This window comes from Desulfuromonas sp. (assembly GCA_002869615.1).
Classification (GTDB): Bacteria; Desulfobacterota; Desulfuromonadia; order Desulfuromonadales; family UBA2294; genus BM707.
The window spans coordinates 19678-38081 of sequence record PKUH01000004.1 but is presented as its reverse complement, the minus strand read 5'-3'; the positions used below and the strand labels follow the sequence as shown (position 1 = coordinate 38081).

Annotated in this window: 19 protein-coding genes; all 19 read right to left on the bottom strand. The window is 46.0% G+C overall.

What is annotated here, in order from left to right:
- Positions 1-10: 10 nt before the first annotated feature.
- Positions 11-2779, bottom strand: coding sequence for a hypothetical protein (locus tag C0623_00805; GenBank protein PLY03589.1), 2769 nt, complete (start codon positions 2777-2779; stop codon positions 11-13).
- Position 2780: 1 nt separating this feature from the next.
- The gene (locus tag C0623_00800; protein PLY03588.1) at positions 2781-3308 is read right to left on the bottom strand and encodes a hypothetical protein; all 528 of its coding nucleotides are present in this window, start codon (positions 3306-3308) and stop codon (positions 2781-2783) included.
- Positions 3309-3347: 39 nt separating this feature from the next.
- Positions 3348-3944: a pilus assembly protein PilO gene (locus C0623_00795; GenBank protein PLY03587.1), complete on the bottom strand. Its 597-nt coding sequence runs from the start codon at positions 3942-3944 to the stop codon at positions 3348-3350.
- A 15-nt stretch (positions 3945-3959) separates the two neighbouring features.
- A complete protein-coding gene (locus C0623_00790; protein PLY03586.1) occupies positions 3960-4520 on the bottom strand; it encodes a fimbrial protein in 561 nt (186 codons plus the stop codon).
- Positions 4517-5578, bottom strand: coding sequence for a pilus assembly protein PilM (locus C0623_00785; protein ID PLY03585.1), 1062 nt, complete (start codon positions 5576-5578; stop codon positions 4517-4519). Before C0623_00785 ends, C0623_00790 begins: the two co-directional genes overlap by 4 nt.
- 76 nt (positions 5579-5654) lie before the next feature.
- Positions 5655-5861: an XRE family transcriptional regulator gene (locus C0623_00780; protein ID PLY03584.1), complete on the bottom strand. Its 207-nt coding sequence runs from the start codon at positions 5859-5861 to the stop codon at positions 5655-5657.
- Positions 5862-6062: 201 nt separating this feature from the next.
- A complete protein-coding gene (locus C0623_00775; GenBank protein PLY03583.1) occupies positions 6063-6848 on the bottom strand; it encodes a prepilin peptidase in 786 nt (261 codons plus the stop codon).
- Positions 6845-7936 (bottom strand): lipopolysaccharide heptosyltransferase II, encoded by a 1092-nt coding sequence (gene waaF / locus C0623_00770; GenBank protein PLY03582.1) that lies wholly within the window; start codon positions 7934-7936, stop codon positions 6845-6847. The genes C0623_00775 and waaF overlap by 4 nt, the downstream gene beginning before the upstream one ends.
- Positions 7937-8003: 67 nt before the next feature.
- Entirely contained in the window at positions 8004-9107 is a 1104-nt protein-coding gene (locus C0623_00765) for a glycosyltransferase family 1 protein (GenBank protein ID PLY03581.1), read from the bottom strand.
- Between the two features lie 145 nt (positions 9108-9252).
- The gene (locus C0623_00760) at positions 9253-10167 is read right to left on the bottom strand and encodes a hypothetical protein (protein ID PLY03580.1); all 915 of its coding nucleotides are present in this window, start codon (positions 10165-10167) and stop codon (positions 9253-9255) included.
- Positions 10168-10400: 233 nt separating this feature from the next.
- Positions 10401-11579, bottom strand: coding sequence for a hypothetical protein (locus C0623_00755; GenBank protein PLY03579.1), 1179 nt, complete (start codon positions 11577-11579; stop codon positions 10401-10403).
- Positions 11576-12619 (bottom strand): hypothetical protein, encoded by a 1044-nt coding sequence (locus C0623_00750; GenBank protein ID PLY03578.1) that lies wholly within the window; start codon positions 12617-12619, stop codon positions 11576-11578. Before C0623_00750 ends, C0623_00755 begins: the two co-directional genes overlap by 4 nt.
- A complete protein-coding gene (locus C0623_00745; GenBank protein PLY03577.1) occupies positions 12606-13784 on the bottom strand; it encodes a hypothetical protein in 1179 nt (392 codons plus the stop codon). Before C0623_00745 ends, C0623_00750 begins: the two co-directional genes overlap by 14 nt.
- A complete protein-coding gene (locus tag C0623_00740) occupies positions 13781-14494 on the bottom strand; it encodes an acylneuraminate cytidylyltransferase family protein (GenBank protein PLY03576.1) in 714 nt (237 codons plus the stop codon). The genes C0623_00745 and C0623_00740 overlap by 4 nt, the downstream gene beginning before the upstream one ends.
- On the bottom strand, positions 14491-15315 hold the full coding sequence (locus tag C0623_00735; protein ID PLY03575.1) for a hypothetical protein: 825 nt from the start codon (positions 15313-15315) through the stop codon (positions 14491-14493). Before C0623_00735 ends, C0623_00740 begins: the two co-directional genes overlap by 4 nt.
- Positions 15316-15336: 21 nt before the next feature.
- Positions 15337-16056, bottom strand: a complete 720-nt coding sequence (locus tag C0623_00730; protein PLY03574.1) for a hypothetical protein — start codon at positions 16054-16056, stop codon at positions 15337-15339.
- 99 nt (positions 16057-16155) lie between these two features.
- Entirely contained in the window at positions 16156-16599 is a 444-nt protein-coding gene (locus tag C0623_00725) for a hypothetical protein (GenBank protein PLY03573.1), read from the bottom strand.
- Positions 16587-17480, bottom strand: a complete 894-nt coding sequence (locus C0623_00720; protein ID PLY03572.1) for a hypothetical protein — start codon at positions 17478-17480, stop codon at positions 16587-16589. The genes C0623_00725 and C0623_00720 overlap by 13 nt, the downstream gene beginning before the upstream one ends.
- The gene (locus tag C0623_00715) at positions 17477-18403 is read right to left on the bottom strand and encodes a class I SAM-dependent methyltransferase (GenBank protein PLY03571.1); all 927 of its coding nucleotides are present in this window, start codon (positions 18401-18403) and stop codon (positions 17477-17479) included. Before C0623_00715 ends, C0623_00720 begins: the two co-directional genes overlap by 4 nt.
- Position 18404 lies beyond the last annotated feature (1 nt).

Sequence of the window (18404 nt, the reverse complement as noted above, 5' to 3'; positions counted from 1 at the left end):
GAATCATTTATTATTCGATGATTCTCGGGGTTATAAAAATCATCAGTTCAGTGCGGTTTTTGTTCGTTTTCGTTGACTTGAAGAGATGACCGATCAGTGGGATATCCATAAGAAGCGGCACGCCATTCTCGCTGTAATCATCCTTTTCGACGTAGATTCCGCCAATAACCATGGTTTCGCTATCCATGACCAGCATCTTTGTTTCAGCCTCTTTGGTGTCAATGGATGGTGCGGCGCCGGCGCCGGTCGCAACCGTTGATCCAGGCGTACTGTTGGTTGCCTTGATTTCAAGAATAACCGAACCGTCCGGATTGATAACCGGAGTCACTTCGAGCGACAAAGCAGCCTCGACCAGTTCGGTTTTGATCTCACTCGATGAAACCGTCTGATACGGAATCATGGTGCCCTGGGAAATCTTGGCTTTTTCACCATTGAGAGTCATGATGCGCGGGTTTGAAATAACCTGGCCTTCACCTGCGGTTTCAAGAGCACCGAGACGGAGATCAAGGATTGTCGTATCAAAACCGACCCGTCCCCAGCTGAATTCACCCCCGATACCGGCTGTTTGTCCGAGACCGGCAGCAAAAGCCTGGACAACGAAGTTTCCGCCCAGACCGAGCCCCGACTCCTGGGTACTGGTCCCCTGATGTGGTACCGAAAAAGAAGCGTCCTGGCTATAGGCAAAACCCCAGTTAATGCCAAGGTCAAGGTTGGCGGTTGTGCTGACTTCAACAATCCTTGCTTCAATCAGAACCTGCTTCTCCGGAGTATCCAGTATTGATACCAGGTTTCGAACCTCTTCAATGATCTTCGGAATATCGGTGACAATAAGCTGTTTATTCCGACTATCCTCGGTGATCTTTCCACGATCGGTCAACAATTCCCGACTCGGTTTCGAGATATTTCCAAGATCGGTATAACTGACGGTTATGACTTCTGTGACAAGATTTTCAAGCTTTTCCTTGGTCCGGTCGGCGGTGAACTTCGCCTCATCCATCGCCCGGATTGACTCTTTCGGAAGAATACGGGCGACATTGCCGTCCCGAATCATCCCAAGGTCATTTGTTTCGAGAATAAGATCAAGAGCCTGATCCCATGGGACATCAATTAAGCGCAGAGTGATGGTGCCATCAACTCCGTCTCCGGCAAGAATATTCAGGTTACTGACCTCGGCAATCAGCTGCAGAATATTACGAATATTGGCTTTGTCAAAAACCAGTGAAATCCGCTGACCGGCATAAATATTTTCAGCTGTGGTAGAAACCGTACGCGATTTTACCGGAACATCTGATCCGGCCATATCTGCTGCAGAAACTTCATCTTCAGTAACCGAACCCATAACCGATTCATCGACGATATTACTGACTTCGGCATTCGAAATCTCTGTGGACTCTGCGGTTTCAGATGATTCTGCATCACTCCCGGCCATATCTTCCTGGCCGGCAGAGGATTCTTCCACGGCAACCGCAATAGTGCTGTCTTTTAGTGCTTCCGGTTCCGCAAACGGACCATTAACGACCCTTAGAGTCACAACGTTTCCACTCTGGTCCAGCTCGTATTCACTCGGCCCTTTCAGTTCAACGGCAAACCGGACATCCTGGCTGTCTCCGACCAGAACAGTGTACGGAGTTACAAGCCGGATCGAACTCGGGAACGAAGATGCATCGACAGCCCGGCGCAAAGCTCTGGATATGGTTGCGTTGCGAACGCCGAAACCGACAATATCGTCTTTTACTGTCGGCTCAATGATATTGGCAGAATTACTCAAGGTCACCCTGACGACCGATTCATTCCCCTCGATATCAAAATCTACAGCTTCAATATTGACCGGCACCCCCGACACAACCGAGGACGAGGAAACTGGGACATCCTCACCGACAGCGTCACCCCAGGCAACTGCAACAGAATTATCCTGAGTGACTACCGTGTATTCAGGAAGCGTATCGACGGCATCCAGAACAAAACGGGCTTTGTCCTTATAAGCACCGACCCGCATCTGTTTGAAACCGTTCCCCAGGTTGAATTTGCGCTCCTTGAATCCAGCTTTTACACCATACACATCAACTACAAGCCGGGCCGGAGCACCGAGCTTGAAGTACTTAAAGATCTCGATACGACCATCCGCATTAATAGAAAGGGAAGAATCATTAACTGAAACCCCCGTAACAACCGAGGCCGGACTCGAACTGGCTGAAGAAACGGCAGACTCTGAGTTGACAGGAACCGGCTCTGGTTCAGGTGATGCGATCTTGATGTCTTCCGACTCTTCCGGGACCTCTGGTTCAGCATCCGTTTTCGCAAGCGGTTCAGGTTCTGCCTGGACAGCTGCTGCACTCGGCTCGACAGAGTCACTGAAGGTCATGGTAAAGACGTTGTCAGTCAGGGAAACATCATAAGCCGCTGACCGGGAGAGAATAACCTCCAGCCGGCCCAGTTTCCCTGAAGTCAGATCAAAGGAGGAGATTTTGACATCACTGACAACACCGGCATCGTTTACTTCAGGAGCATCAACTGCATCGACATCCATCCCCGGGAAATCAACAACAACACGTACAGGATCGATTGAATCATATACCGTGTAACGATAGCCAACCGGATTTTCGGTTGTTATCATCACCACGGGAGATCCCGAAGCGGTACTGATGTCAACCTTGTCCATCTTGTTGACAGGTGCTGCCGCAAAAACGGCAGAAGGCAACCCGAACATCAGGGTCAACAGAACCGTTGACAACAAGATGCATAAACGCCTGACAGATCTCTTAAATACCTGATTCATCATGCTATTTTACTCCTCCCGCTTTAGGAAGCATAATCTGTTGAACACTCGTTTTTATCTCTCCGGTAAAGTCGTAATATTTTTCTTTAACGATAATTGCATCAGTCGTAATATCAACGACAGTTCCATCGTTCTTCCCAACCTTGGTGCCAACTGTCAGGATAAATGACTTGCCATCTGGAGCGATGACCATCCCGCGTGGTTCACCCTTGCCGATAATTACCCCGATCAGCCGCAGTTGGCCCAGATCGAACTTTTGCAATGGCGTCAAAGGCTCACCCGATCCAGGTGCAACTTCGTCAATTACCTGTAACGGATTCTCAAAAGGGTCTCTCTTGCCTATCGGGTTGTAGATATATTTCTCTTCAGCTTTGGGGGCTTCCACAACCGGAACCTTGGCTACCTCTTTTGTCTTATTAACGGTTTTTTTTACTCTGGTTGTTGACTTCTTTCCTGAGTCATCAGAGCCACAACCAAAAACCGATAAAAGCAACAATAGAATCAGTATGTATGCAATAAGCCGCTTCTTCATATTCTCCTCAAGTCGGCAAGATGTGACATTAATTTATAATTACTTTTTTTTCTTGTCGGACATTTCCGATGGGTTGAGGAACCGGAAAGTTGTCGCAAGACAGTTCACACTCAGGCGCACCTTGCCAGCACCTTTATTACTCCCACCCAATTTGACGTTACTCAGGTTGACAATACGGGGAAGATTGCCAACATCATAAAAGAACATTGCAACCTGATGGAATGTACCCGTCAGATTCAATGATACCGGGACCTCGGCATAAAAGGCTTTTTTGCTCTCGCTGCCCGGCTTGAATGATTGCACCTCCAGGCCGTTTTCCTTTGCCGCTGCGGCAATGGATGTTAAAAGCTTGGGGATTTCCTTGTCATTCGGAAGCTCGGTCAATGCCTGATCGAGCTGAGTCACCATTTTCTCATATTCTGCCTTGAATTTCGGTAAGTTGGAAGCTATCCGCCGATCATTTACAAGTTTCCTTTGCAGGGTTTCATCTTCCTCGTTCAGCCGCGTCAATTCGTCCTGCAATGGCAGATACATCAGATAGACAAACAATCCGATAACAACAGCCATTACACCCGCCAGCATTAATCCACGCTGATACCTGGGGCGCTTTAACAACCATTCGACTTTAGGATTCATCGCATTACAATACTTTTATTTCTTCTTGGCCTTTTCAGGCGACTCGACAGAGCAGGTGATAGAAAATGATTCGACTTTTCGCCCGGCCTCGGTTTTCTTCTGAATAACATTCAACTCAACCCCTTTATAATAAGGGGATGCTTCGATATTCTGCAGGAACTGCGCAACATTCTCTTCATTGAGCCCGGTGCCGGATATCGACACCTTACCATTTGTTTCCGAGAACGATCCGATCCAGACTTTATCCGGAATAGCATTACTCAACTCATCAAGCAGGCGGACCGGCCCCGTGCGCTTCTCTTTAAGTTCATCGAGAACATCAAGCTTGCCACGCAACTCTTCCTGCAATTTCTTGAAGCGCCCGACCTGGCCGATTGCTTTTTTCAAGCGAACAATCTCATCCTGCTTGTTTTTGATCTCATCCTCAACATTTGAGACCTTGACCGATAAAGAAAAGTAAACAGCGCCACAAGCAGTCATTGTTAAAATGAGTGACAGTATCAGAATAACGATCTGGCTACGCAGGCGTTCTTTTTTCTGGGCCGCGCGGACCGGTAACAGATTAATTCGAATCATTTGTCACCTAACCTCCTCATGGCAAGCCCAACCGCAACCGACATTAACGGGCCGATTGCATCGATATACTCCGTATCAAATTGTTTTTCATCAAAAACGACCTGATTGAAAGGATTCAATATTTCGACGTTTATGCCGAGTCGCTCCTGAAGAAGTGTTTGCACATTGGGGAACCTGGAAACACCTCCGGTAATAAAAACCCGTTGTATTTTATCATCCGATGATGTCGCCGAGAAAAAGTCGAGGGAGCGCTGAACCTCCTGAAGAAGGTTTTCTGTTGCATCAGCCAGCACCTCATCAATCGAACTTTTCTCAACTCCGTCCAGAGTCCCACCGAGTTTGACGCTTTCTGCATCTTCCTCACTCAGGCCGAGTCTCTTCTGAAGTTCTTCGTTGAACATATTGCCGCCAACGGTAATATCGCGAGTAAAGACCGAGACGCCTTCCTTGAGGACATTCACATTCATGGCACTGCTGCCCATATTGACCAATGCAACAACCTCGTCCTCGTTGATCTCATGATTGGATTCGAATGCATTCTCCATGGCAAAACAGTCGATATCCATAACGGTTGGCGCCAACCCACACTCGCTGAAAACGGCAACATAGTCGTTCACAAAATCTTTTTTTGCGGCGACCAGGATAACGTTCATCTGTGACGGATCCTTTGGATCCGGGCCGAGAATCTGGAAATCGATATTAACTTCCGATATTTCAAAAGGAATATACTGCTCGTCTTCCCACTGTATGGACGCCTCCATTTCCTCTTCCGTCATAATCGGCAGTTGAATCTTCCTGATAATAACGGAATGGCCGGAAATGGAAGTCGCTACAGCCTTGGTTTTCAGCTTGAGGCTCTGGACAAGGTTGCCGATTACCTCGACAACCGTACTTGAGTCCATAATGGCGCCATCAACAATTGCCTCGGGCGGCAAAGGCGCTATCCCCACGGACACCAGATGGTACACCCCTTTCGACTCACGCAGCTGCACAAGCTTGATGGAGTGCGACCCGATGTCAACACCGACAATATCTTTTTTTGGGCTACCAAATAGCATGGAATGGTCTCACGATCTCCGCTATAAAGTTAGGTTTCTGATTGACTCAAACAAATAAAGCTGCATGCCCTGACGCTTATTCTCCATCTTCAGGAAACACCGCGCCTCGATCAGACAGCTTCAGCCCCAGAGCAAGGATAATTTTCCGCATCGTCGACATCCGACAGGGAGCGCCACGCTCAATCCGGTCCACCGTCAAAGGAGAGACCCGGGCCTTGCGTGCCAGCTCGGCCTTGCTCATCAACAAAGACTCTCTAATCTCTTTTACCCTGTTTTTTGTCATGGAATTCTCTTCGGCTATACTAACATTATTCATCACAATTGTGCCTAATTATAGGTAAATTAAACTTAGTGTCAAGCAATTTATGGGTCTATTAAATGATCATAAAAGCCAATTCTAGGTACTTCCATGCCTGTTTTCACAACATCATGTGCCCAAAAGAATTAAAAACACATTATATTGCGCCAATTATTTTTAAATAATTTAGTAAAAAAGTGACTGATACCAGCTAAAGAGAAGATCCCACCAGAAAAGATATATCATCGCGGCAAAGGAGAGAAACGGCCCGAATGGCAGGGCCAGCTTGCGATCGGCCTTCTGCATAAGCATCAAGGGAATACCGACAATCGAACCCGCCAGGGAAGCAACAAAAACAACTGGCAGGATCGACTGCCAGCCCAGGAATGCGCCGATCATCGCCAGCAGCTTGACATCGCCCATACCCATCCCTTCTTTTTTGGCCACCAGCCGATATCCGGCGGCGATAACAAAGAGCAACCCGCCACCGGCCACCGCCCCGAGGAGAGACTCATGCCATTGAATCCAGGGGACAACAAAAGATGCGATAAAACCGCAGACAATCCCCGGCAGACTGATGCTGTTCGGAATGATCTGATGATCGAGATCGACAAACGTGATGACGACCAGCATCGAAAGAAACACAAAATAGACCGGTGTCGCCCAGGACAGGAAAAAATAATAGAATACGAGAACATAAAGAAGACCGTTCAGAGTCTCAACCAGCGGGTACCTGATAGAGATCAAGGTTGCGCATTGCGCACATTTCCCACGCAGCAAGATCCAGCTAGCAATCGGAATGTTCTGATACCAGACTATCGGCTTCTCACATTTCGGGCACCGGGAGCGCGGCGAAACAATGGAAAGCCCTTCCGGGATCCGGTAAATACAGACATTCAAAAACGAGCCGACGATTGCCCCGAAAACAAAGACTGACCCCAGAAGGAGCGTTATGATCTGGTATTTTGTCATGAGGCCTCTTCCTGCTGCAACAATTCCATCGCGGCCGTGAAAACTTCATTAACCGTGATCTCTCGCATGCACTTTACACCAATATGGCACTTCGGTGTATACCCAAACTTTGTGCAGGGTGAACAGGCGATCTGTTTTTCCAAGACTCGATGGCGATCACCACGAGGAGCCCATTTTTTAGCGTTCCCCGGGCCGAAAAGAGATACTGTCGGCTTACCCAGACCGACTCCTATATGCAGCACCCCGGAGTCGCCGCTGACAAGCAACCGTGAACAACTGATAATGGCTGCCGATTCGACCAAAGTGCAGGAGCCCGCAAGATTCAACGCATTCGGCAGACTGCCGACGATGCGATCGCCAGGGGCCTTATCCTCAGGGCCACCAATAACGACAACAAGATAACCCTTTTCAGCAATAGATTTTGCCAGAGCATGGAACTTAGAAGCGCCCCATCGTCGCTCCGCAATACTGGCCCCTGGAAAAATAGCTATGATTGTTTTGTCATGAAGCTGAGAAAGCTGCGCCTTGGCCGCCTGTCGAGAACTTGCCGGCAACGTCAGAAAAGACTCTTGGTAATTGAAGCCAGAGTCGACACCCAACGGCTTGAGCAACACCAGGAAACTGTCGACTTCATAACAATCATGCCGGTAATGTACCGGGTGAGTAAACATCCTGCGACGCTCGTTAGTGTCGAAACCAATCTTCCAGGACGATCTGGCCAGCCTTGCTACCACAGCCGACAGAAGATGCCATTGTTCAGTATCAATGACTAAATCCCATGATTGCCTGAATATGTTCATAAGGCCTGAAGGTTGATCGTAAACATGAACTGCGTTGATTTCCGGGCATAAATCAAAAACCTGACAATTTCTTTTTTCTGCCAGGATATCGACAACGGCATCCGGATATTTCTCCTTTAATGCTTTGATTGCAGGGATCAAGTGTACCGCGTCACCTATCCCACCCGGCCTGACGATAAGAACCTTTCCAACAGATCCGAACTGCACATTCCTTGGAGAGGGCAGAACACTACAGATAAATCGACCTAAATATTTATCAATTTTCTTTAGCAAATGGATGCTGGCCATCGGAAAACAGCTTTCATTTCCAATAAAAGGATTATAAACAAAATGCGACAAAACCGTTTACTACTTGTCACTCAAGTATCGATTCGTAAATATCACGAGTTCTGTTTGCACAAGTATCCCAGGAAAAACTTTTTATGCGTTCTGTTCCCATTGCACGTAAAAAATCAGCACGTTCTGGAACCAAAAGAACTCTAATCATTGCTTCAGCAAGAGCATCCACATCAGTAGGGTTGAAGAATTCGCCTGCATCACCAACCACTTCAGGGATCGACCCACCATTACTGCAAACAACAGGACACTTATATGACATAGCTTCAAGGGGAGGAATACCGAATCCCTCATAAAGAGAAGGAAACACTAAAGCGGATGCATGACTATATAGTTGAGCCAACACCTTATCATCTCCCTCGACCCATATCACCTGCCCCTCTTTTAAACCTGATTCCTTATTGCGTTGTCGTTCCGCATGCGTAAAGGATCCGCCACCGAAACAAACCAGTTTAAAAACCTTATTCAAAGATGAGTTGCGACTAAAAGCTTTAAGTAAAGACTGGAAATTTTTATAGCCATCACGCAAGCCCACATAAAGAATATAGGGCTCGTTCACCAAGTTATGATAATAATTTGTCGATTTAACGTTGAGATCAAAACCATGATAGACAACAGATACTTTTGATGGATCGATACCTGTAATTTCCAATAAATCATTACGCGTATTGTGGGATACACATATTATGTGATCAGAACGGTCTATTGCCTTTCGTTTAACGTATGCAGTCTTATCTCTCGCGCCAACATAAGTCGGGAAACGCTCGTGAATCATGTCGTGTACAGTTATTACGGTTTTATTCCCAACAATCGATCGAATTCCTTTTCTCGAATAATAGGTTTCATGAACGATGTCAGGTGAAAATTTATTTATCGCAGGAACCGAAGCAACGCTATTATACAGGGAACGTAAAAACTCAATCATGGGAAACCTGGAAACATATCGGCCAGATACATAATTTTGATTGAAATTATTGAGGTAATTGTTTATGTGGACCGGAGCGACTATCCTGGCATCTACATCATCCATTAGAGACAATCTTCGTACCAACTCTACAAAATACCTGGATATTCCCCCATAAGGTTGAATAGCAAAAGTTTGATAATCGAAGGCAACCCGCATATGTCGGTCCCAATAAAAACCCACTGTTTGTAGGCAACGTTTTATACCGTTAAAGGCACAAGAAGCAACCAGATCTCTAACCCCCAACAGTACCAAACGAACAGCTTCTCTTTCAAAACGTCAAAAAGAGAACTATCTCCAATGTTTAAATTTTCAGCTCTTTAATTTTGACAGTCTTTTGGGTATCAAGATCAAATATGGGAAGATCACCGATCAGGGACAGCCTTTCATCACCGCAAACAAATGTCAAATTCCCTGCCTCATCCCGGGCTTCCCGGAATTTCGATTCAACATAAGCACTTTCAGGCTCACAAATAGGCAAATCGCCAACAACATCATTACGCACGAAAAAAGCATTACTCCCGGCACTGTTTGAACAGACCAGTGAATACCCTTTTTCTCTCGCCAAACTCGTTAAAGCTGCAATCGAAGCACCCATATAAAGATTGGAATAATGAGCAACTGTCCGATTGAACTTTTCATTATAAGGGATCGTCACCTTGGCTCTTGGCCCGAAAAGGCTGTTGTACTCACAAATTACAATCCGGGGAGATATGCAATTAATTGCGTTCCACAACCAGTAATCGTTTCCATCAATATCAATTGAGAGCAAACCGATATCCCCGGTCAAACCATTCCTCTCTATAATTCGGTTAATATTTTCAATATCAACAAACTCACAGGCGGCTTTAAGATTGCACCTCCAATACATTGACTCGTTTTTAATACAGTCGACATTTGCCTGAGACGAATCAATTACCAGACCTGACCAGTTGTTGTTTTCCAACAAGAACCTTGTATTCGACTCGGAATAATCCTCAACCCCAAACTCCACAAAGACGTTATTTTCGATGTCAATATTCCGGACTAAATATTGTATAATTCCATCCTCGCCCCACTCTGAGAAAACCTGAAACTCATGATCGTTCAAATTACTCGACTCCAGTGACATGGATTGCCTTAACTCTATCCGGCCAATAGCTTTTTCCAATCGAAGAAGTCGAGTGTCAATCTGCAGTAACAGCTTTGCAAATCTTCTGACGAATTTAAATAGATTCATTTTGCAATTCCCAGGTGGCCGCATAACGTCAATGCACACAGACTTTTTGGCCAAAAAAATACTGCTGCTAAATCAGATAAACGGCAGGTCAGTATTTTTTGCTCATTCTCATTACAAGGGACCAAGACTACCCTAAAACCGACAATTCAGTAACATCTTCAGGCTTTGTGAAAACACTATATCAAGCCGAAAAAGAAACTAGGCCAACGTTTACTGTCAATTGCCCTACCCTTTCACATCTCGAAACCAGAGAGGTATTGCATTCTAGCGCGAAATTTGAGCATATGAAATCGTTTAGAATTAAGCATATAATCGGATGGTGGTATTTTCTCAATACTACGTTCCAGAAGCGCAAGGTACTCTTCCCCTTCATAACCGCGCTCACTTCTCTGGATCGTATAATTGATCCGACTCTGTTCATTATCGGACATTCTGATACTCACTTCTGGAGACTTTTTTTCAACAGAAGAAAGAATATCAGAATTGATAGTCATAAGCCAAAAGCCTTTCAGTTCAGAACTGAGCCTATGGAGGCCTTCTTCAATCGCCCTGACTCTATGAATAAAACCAAGCATTCTGAATTCTTTCATCCAGGCAGTAAATGAATGAACAGGATATGATTTAAATTGATTTTCTGACAGCTCATAATTTTCAAGAAAATCAATCCGGGTCTCGGCAAGATGGCATCTGGTGACTTTTTCATCTTCATGCTGAAGCCAGAAGCGCTCTCTTGCCAAGCCATTAGGCACAAGAAAAGCACTTTCGCCATCTCGCCATGAGAACAGTAGCCGGCTTCGACACCCCAAAATCATCTCATTCCATAGTGAACAATCAAATTTATGAATTGCATGCAGATAACGTCCTGTGAGCAAACTGTAAAAAGGGATACAATTCAAGGATCTGTCAAATAACCCATTGACCTGATACGGGTTCTCAGGAATACGTGATTGCAATTCATCAGCAAAACGGCCTGGATTGATAAATACACCATCGGATCTGTTATCAATGAGGAAACCTACCTGTTCGTTGGTCAGCATAAATTCAGGAGGCAGGTAATAATCTGTTACGTTTTCAAACTCTTTAAGAATAATTGACTTTCCAGCTGCATAGTTCAGTTGAAACCCCTGACCTAATCGGAGCAGTGCAATGTCATGCGCGAATGGTCTGATAATGATTTCAAAAACCGCCGGGTTTCGGTTGATAAGAGCAATCGCTTCGGGGTTGAAGGTTGCAATGTCAGCGATAGTTGCGCCGGGGAAACCGAGAACAACTTTCTTTCCCATCCGGGCATAGAGATCCAGCCATTGAAAAAACCGGGATTCGCTACCACCGTCCAAAGCATCAAGCCAGACAGCAGAATCAAGGCATGACGCATCAGCATTAAAATTGACAACATCAACCAGTTGCTTCATGACATCAGTACCGTCTCAAACTTTTCGGAAATATCTAGAAATTCTAGAAACCTCTGGTCTCCAATTGGTATACCGTTTATCAACCGATGCTCTTTTGAACTTTTCTCCGGATCTCCAGCAACCATAACAGGCTGCTCCGTATCGTTCGGAGTTAACAATCTGATTCTGGCGACCATCTCCTGAAGCTGTTGCTTGAACATTGACAAATCGGTAAACCTGCAAATATCTACAGCCATAAAAAAATGTCTTATTTCTCTTTTGCTGTTATCAAGCGGCGGCTGATACATAGGCCTGAGATCCTTGCTGATTTTTCCGCCTGCCAACAGACTGCACAATATATCAACCATCATACCCAGTCCAAACCCCTTGTAACTTCCGGCTGGACTCAGAGATACAGCAAGGTCAGGGTCAACGACATCAACACCATCTGCATCAAATGCCCAGCCTGAAGGCATTTGAGTACCGCTCATGCGGTAATTCATAACCTTGTTCCAGGAAACCATTGAGGTTGCCATATCGAGACAAAACGGATCTTCCGACATCATCGGAGCCGTAAAGCAGATCTGATTCGTACCGAAGAAAGCTTCTTTTGCTCCATGGGCTTTAACCAAAGCATCGGCGTTGGTGAACGAGAAACCAACGTAGTCGTTCTCCGCTGCCCGTAAACCAAAATAGGCTGCTGCTCCGAAGTGTGTCGAATTCGAAACGCTGACGGTACCTACGCCTGAATCCGAAGCCATTGCGATGGCTCGATCCATTGCTGCAGCACCGGAATAATGTCCAAAGGCATGGTCTGCATCCATCCGGGATGTCGCGGCAGCAGTTTGTTCCCAGGTAAATTCCGGAAAGCCTTTAACCCGCCCGACTTCGACAGCGTGGCAATAATGTGGAAACAGATTGATGCCGTGAGAATCAACTCCCCGCAAGGATGACTGAATGACTGACGCAACCACATGTTGAGCAGATTCAGAGCTGGCACCTCTTGCCTCGAGCTCTTTTCGCATCAGTGTTCCCAGTTTCTTGCTATCAAGAAAATGCATCAATTTCAACCCATCCAAAGTCTGATGTAAGGCTCATATTAACGGCTTCGATCACGGCCGTGGAAACCCTGGATTGCAAAAACGAAGGACGACAGTCAACCAGATCATCCGGGGTCAAATCCCCCGCCTGCAAACTCTCAACATCAGCAAGGAACAGATTGATGCTCTTGTGCCCGTAGCCGCCAAAAGCAAGGGCACCATCCGGACCAGGCAAATATTCCGAGAAGTAGGGGTTGACAGCTTGAACACCCGTCTTTTCCGTCACCAGCTCAATACCGCGATTTTTCTGGTCACAATCGATCCTTCCTGAAGTCCCGACAATCGTAAACGTCTGGTCTGACATCGCAGAAGTAGAAACAGGGTCGATCCAGTTGGTGTTGAGCTGTGAGACAAACCAATCTTTGTCATTCTCGGGACGATGCCAGACAATCTGGGCATGCACCGAATCAAATGTCTCAATACCACTTGCCGATAACGCGCCCATTGTGCCAACTGCCATTGCCCGGACGGGAAGGTAACCTGACAAAAAATAAATAAGGTCGACATAATGGACACCAAGGTATTGAAAAATATTTGTTTGGTTTGACCAGGCTTCGAAGGTCTCGGTCGGAATAGATATTTTCTGACTGTAAGCAACAGAAATATACTGAAGTTTGCCAAGGCTTCCTTCAGTAACAACCTTTTTGGCGTACAGGTTGCTCTCATCAAAACGCTTGTGAAATTCGACAACACAATGAACCGCTTTCTCTTTTGCCAACGTCACCAGCCTGTCGGCCTCGGCACGAGTCGGCACGAAAGGTTTCACCAGAAGAGTGTGCAACCCGTTCAAAACCGCCTGTTCCGCATATCGGAAATGGAGATGGTCCGGAACGCACAGGATTACGCAATCAAAATCGTCACTGGCACATAAAAACCTGAAATCTTCGGCCGAATCATTGCCAGATATCGTTTTAAAACTGACCTTAAGGGAGGTCCCGAGCAAACCATTAATTCTATTGGCAGCATTTTCAACAAGATCGTCGTTTTCAGGCTTCCGGGCGGCTATTAGGACTTCGTCAATTTGAATTGATTTCGATGATTCCGCCAGAGATGAAAGTATGGTTCCAACGCCGGCCCCATTTCGTCCGGTTACATACATCCCTGCCCCAAGAACAAGAATCTTCATTTTTCACTCCCGAACAATGCTTCGGCAATTTTCAGATCGCGAGGCGTGTCAATGTCGATCACGTCATCGGCATTCATTATAAAAGGCAGGATGAGATCACCGGTCATGGAATCCTTTGAGAATATCGTTTCCGGGCGGGTCACATCAATAACGCAATTATAATAATAAATCGTCGGGAGATCCTGACGACGCAACAGGTAAGGAACCGGATGCTGATGTTTCATGATTGCATCAAGGTATCCCTCTCCGCTCAAGGTAAACATTCGATAAGGATGCTTGTCAGGTTCCGATACTGAACGCACAGAATCAGCTGCCGGATCTCCCCGCAGCATCTGGATCGCCTGATCGATCCAGCCAGCCTTGCGATGAGGAGCTGTCGGACGCAAATGAACGACAAGATCAGGTCGATAGTTTTCGGTTTCCTCCAGAAAATTCAGAGCATGCTGAAAAACAGGCAAATCAAGCACATGATCCTCGGCCAGTTCGCCTGGTCTTGTGAAAGGAACTTCTGCGCCACAGGATAACGCGACCGTCTTAATCTCTTCATCATCTGTCGAAACAACAACCCGATCAACAGAATTTGATTCCCTGGCGTGACGAATCGAGTGCGCCAGAAGCGGTTCGCCACGGAAGGTGACCAGGTTCTTCCTCTTGATGCCTTTTGACCCCCCCCGGGCGGGTATGATCGCAATAACCTGCATTTTATTCAAACCATATCCTCAAATATTTTACGCGGAAAAACATTCAGCAATCCTCCTCTGGTTGCATTGACAACCCGTATCCCCTTTTTTTCGGCCACATCTTTCAACAAAAAACACTGCTGCCAGATCATCCACCAATAGAACCATTCTTTACCGTACTGGGCGGCCTCTTTTTCAGCTGTCTCTTCGGCTTCATTGTCTGTAATCGGCGACAACCCGTAAAAACGGACCTTTGATCGATCCTGCATCTTTAAAAAAATCTGATCGAGATCAAATCCGGTCAGAACAATTTCGGAAAAGCCCATATATATTGCAATGGCAAGACATTGAGTCAAAACAGTCGGAACCGGCATGATAGTACGGGTCAGGTCGACAGGTGCCGTACGACGAGTAACAAAACTGCCACCGGTTTTTATATAATATGAACGTCCCTGAAATAAGCCAAGCTCATCAACCATGCATTTGGTGTTTTTACCAAAGAAAAGGGTCGTACTGGTCGGTAAACGTTCATTCATTCCAGTCAACCATTGTCGCCAGTCATCATGGTATTCAGCCGGTTGGTACATTGGGACATTAACGTGATAGGACGGGTTAATGGTCTTGATGTCATCATGGGCATGAAAATGATTCTGAGTCATCACCAACTCGCCTGACAAACGGGTCAAATCCTGTTCTTTAATGGACGGCCCACTGCCCAGAATAAAACATCGCTCACCCTTGTGCTGATCACAAAAAATCTTGTTAGCAGCCAGGATCGGATCAGACAACCTGTCAAGTAGCCAGGCGTGAACGCTCAGAATGTATTCTTTTGCCAGCCATTTTGCGTTCATAGTTCAAGCCACAACAATTGATTAAGCTGATTTTTCAGCTTCAACATATAACGATACGAATCTTCTCGCATTACAATCCTGTTCAATCATCAAGTGGGTGTGTTCACCATCCCTGAAATCAACTTTCTTCACCCTTGAGAAACCTGCCTTTTCCAGGACAATCTTCATGGCAGGAAAATCCCAACATGACACATGGCCATACTCCTGGGTGACGAAACTCACTGCGCCTACTGGAGACAGAAGGGTCCGGCTACTCCGTTCGCTATTCGCACTATCTTTAAAATACAACTGTTCCCAGTGCCTGAACCATTCCAGATCATTATCAATGTATTTCTGCATGAAAATGGAAAGATCTGGAACAACAATTCGAATCCCGCCTCCTGGCACAATAATACGATAACACTCCCTCAACAAGTTTTCTGTTTCTGTATATGTTAAATGTTCAAGAGTATGTTCTGAAAAAATTCCACAGGCAGTATTCGATGGAATTTTCAAAGGAAACCTCAGGTCTGCAGAATAATCGACACCTGCAGTCCCGAAAAAATCAATATTAACAAATCCCGGCACGACGGCACCACCGCTACCAAGATTAATCAACGCCTCACCTCGGTCATTTGGCTGATAAGAACGTGAGCATAATCTTCCAAAAAAACCGACAATTTCAAAAATACATTGATCCACCAGGCGTTCAGGCAAGTAAAAAAAAACCAGATAAACACATTTCCGAATAATTGCAGCCATTAAGAATCCATCACGTCAATCCGGCTCGGTGCAAACGGTTTCGGAAAACGATCAAACCAAAACCAATCAGTGACAAGGGAAGCAGTCTCACCAGATATTTCAATATCTCAACCTGTCACGCTTAAAAAGCCCCTGTAAAACAAACTTAAGGGTTATCGGTAAAAAAAGGAACAAGTATTTACTTTTCATAACAAAAAGAATGCGGGTCGGCTTGTTAATGATATCAAACAGATAGCTTGTAATTACCTGTGTCAAAAGGGTCGCAACAGCAGCTCCCACGATACCATACGCAGGAATAAACAGCATGTTCAGTACAATATTGGTACCGGCAGCCAGAAGATGTCGATATAACGTATACCGACTCAGATTCTCAAGAATAAACCATTGATTACTGACGAGTCCGATAAAAACAAACAATGCCGACCAGCAGTGAACTGCAAGAACACCATGCGCCTGAAGGTACTGCATTCCAAAAACAATACCGATTATTTCTTTCGAGAAAATAGAGACGGGTATCGCTATCGCTATCGCTATCCAGACCATGAAAAGAAAAAGTTTTTCGAGGCGCTTATAGTAAACCGTTTCGTCATTTTTTTTGCATTAACCAGTGCAGGATAAAGAGCTGCCGTTAACGTCATCGGAATAAAATACCAGGCTTCACTCAAGTTGACCGCCACCGAGTATATCCCTGTCGCCTCATCTCCCAACATGCTTTTAATCATAACCTGATCAATCCGAATATAAACCGAAACGGCAACCCCGGACAGGATCAGAGGCCAGGATTCCCGAATCAGGTCAAACCCAATCGAGCGATCGAAGTGCCAGTTGAAAACAGAATATTTCTGGCGGTAGTAAACATAGACCAGGCTCACAGACAAAAGAAAATATTCGAGACTTATGGCAAAAGCAAAATAAACAAGGGGCGCCTTGAACAGAATCAGGAGAATTTTAACGATATTGGCCAGGACAACAGAAAAAACCCTTGCAAAGACAGGGTATTTGGCTTGGACCTTAGACTGGAAAAACAGTTCAACGACATTGAACGCCTGAAAAACAAGCCCCACACATATAATCAAAATAACAATCTCGGTCTGCCGGCCAAACGACGTAAAGATCGTTAAAATAATTATCAGTAATAGTACAAACCCGGCACCTGCTATTTTTAATAAAAAAGAGGTCCCTATGAGTTTTTCGCTTAACGTTTTTTTGTGCAGGAGTTCTCGAACAAGGATATTGTTCAATCCCAGGTCGGCAAAGGAAGCAAACAAGGCAACAAACGCCACAGCGAAATTCAGAATCCCGTATTTCTCCGGACCGAGATATCTTGCAACGTAGATCCCGACGAAAAATACGATGCCAAGACGCAAAATTTTCTCGGCCAGCATCCACGAAGTGTGCTCAAAGTATCGTTTCAATCCAATCATGGAGATTCAGACTGATTAACGACCCGGGCAACAGCCGTCAGGTTATCACCAAGCCCAAGTATCAAGCCAAGCATCGCCATCGGAGAAGATGCCAGCATTACCGGCACGCGGATTCTGTCAATCATCTGTGAGAAGAACTGCAAATTGATCTTTCTGGCCAGGCTGTCGCTGTAATAAAGTGGTGATGCCGTCTGGTAGATGCTCAAGACTTCAAAACCGGCTGTCTCGAGCATTGACTGTAGGGACTTTTCGTTGAAAAAATTACAATGCCAGGGCAGAACCCATTCCCAATCAGTGCCGAATAAATAGCGGCCGATGCAATCGATGTTTGGCACGACCACCAGGGCAAGGCCATCAGCGTTCAACGAAAAACGCACCTTTTCCATGACCGTAATCGGGTCCTGAAAATGTTCGATGACATGGCGCAGGATGGCAACGTCAAAATGGTCCGGCAGGCTGATGTTTTCGACATAGTCGTTTATCACCTCAATACCGTAAGTCTCGTTGGCGTACGCACCTCTTACTGCCGAAGGTTCAAGACCGACGACCCGGAATCCGGCTTTTTTCCAGAGCGATGAAATCCAGCCTGTACCACAACCGACATCCAGCAACGAAACATCACCGCCGGTCAGTTTTTTGATCGTACGGATCTCCTTGTTGATATAGAGCGTCCGATGAAGAAATTTCATCAGATCACTGCCAAAAAGCTCTGCATCGCCGAGAGAATCCATCTGCCGTTCGTTCAGCTCCTGAATCGGTAAGGGGCGGATAAACATAAATGAACAATCCGGACAATCGTAAACCGGGTAATCCTGCCCGTTGTCCTGGTAGACATAAGAAACGGCCTGAACACCTTTCCGGCAAGCCGGGCATTCGATAACTTCAGCAGAAACCAGCCTCTGCGCGGTGAGAGTCTTGCTCATT

What these genes read in the sequence shown, in the direction of transcription:
- C0623_00785 (PLY03585.1), bottom strand. Translation starts at nt 5,578, where the DNA reads ATGCTATTTGGTAGCCCAAAAAAAGATATTGTCGGTGTTGACATCGGG.
- C0623_00775 (PLY03583.1), bottom strand. Translation starts at nt 6,848, where the DNA reads ATGACAAAATACCAGATCATAACGCTCCTTCTGGGGTCAGTCTTTGTT.
- waaF (PLY03582.1), bottom strand. Translation starts at nt 7,936, where the DNA reads ATGGCCAGCATCCATTTGCTAAAGAAAATTGATAAATATTTAGGTCGA.
- C0623_00745 (PLY03577.1), bottom strand. Translation starts at nt 13,784, where the DNA reads ATGAAGATTCTTGTTCTTGGGGCAGGGATGTATGTAACCGGACGAAAT.
- C0623_00780 (PLY03584.1), bottom strand. Translation starts at nt 5,861, where the DNA reads ATGACAAAAAACAGGGTAAAAGAGATTAGAGAGTCTTTGTTGATGAGC.
- C0623_00805 (PLY03589.1), bottom strand. Translation starts at nt 2,779, where the DNA reads ATGATGAATCAGGTATTTAAGAGATCTGTCAGGCGTTTATGCATCTTG.
- C0623_00720 (PLY03572.1), bottom strand. Translation starts at nt 17,480, where the DNA reads ATGATTGGATTGAAACGATACTTTGAGCACACTTCGTGGATGCTGGCC.
- C0623_00765 (PLY03581.1), bottom strand. Translation starts at nt 9,107, where the DNA reads ATGCGGGTTGCCTTCGATTATCAAACTTTTGCTATTCAACCTTATGGG.
- C0623_00790 (PLY03586.1), bottom strand. Translation starts at nt 4,520, where the DNA reads ATGATTCGAATTAATCTGTTACCGGTCCGCGCGGCCCAGAAAAAAGAA.
- C0623_00795 (PLY03587.1), bottom strand. Translation starts at nt 3,944, where the DNA reads ATGAATCCTAAAGTCGAATGGTTGTTAAAGCGCCCCAGGTATCAGCGT.
- C0623_00730 (PLY03574.1), bottom strand. Translation starts at nt 16,056, where the DNA reads ATGGCTGCAATTATTCGGAAATGTGTTTATCTGGTTTTTTTTTACTTG.
- C0623_00750 (PLY03578.1), bottom strand. Translation starts at nt 12,619, where the DNA reads ATGCATTTTCTTGATAGCAAGAAACTGGGAACACTGATGCGAAAAGAG.
- C0623_00760 (PLY03580.1), bottom strand. Translation starts at nt 10,167, where the DNA reads ATGAATCTATTTAAATTCGTCAGAAGATTTGCAAAGCTGTTACTGCAG.
- C0623_00715 (PLY03571.1), bottom strand. Translation starts at nt 18,403, where the DNA reads ATGAGCAAGACTCTCACCGCGCAGAGGCTGGTTTCTGCTGAAGTTATC.
- C0623_00725 (PLY03573.1), bottom strand. Translation starts at nt 16,599, where the DNA reads ATGGTCTGGATAGCGATAGCGATAGCGATACCCGTCTCTATTTTCTCG.
- C0623_00800 (PLY03588.1), bottom strand. Translation starts at nt 3,308, where the DNA reads ATGAAGAAGCGGCTTATTGCATACATACTGATTCTATTGTTGCTTTTA.
- C0623_00755 (PLY03579.1), bottom strand. Translation starts at nt 11,579, where the DNA reads ATGAAGCAACTGGTTGATGTTGTCAATTTTAATGCTGATGCGTCATGC.
- C0623_00735 (PLY03575.1), bottom strand. Translation starts at nt 15,315, where the DNA reads ATGAACGCAAAATGGCTGGCAAAAGAATACATTCTGAGCGTTCACGCC.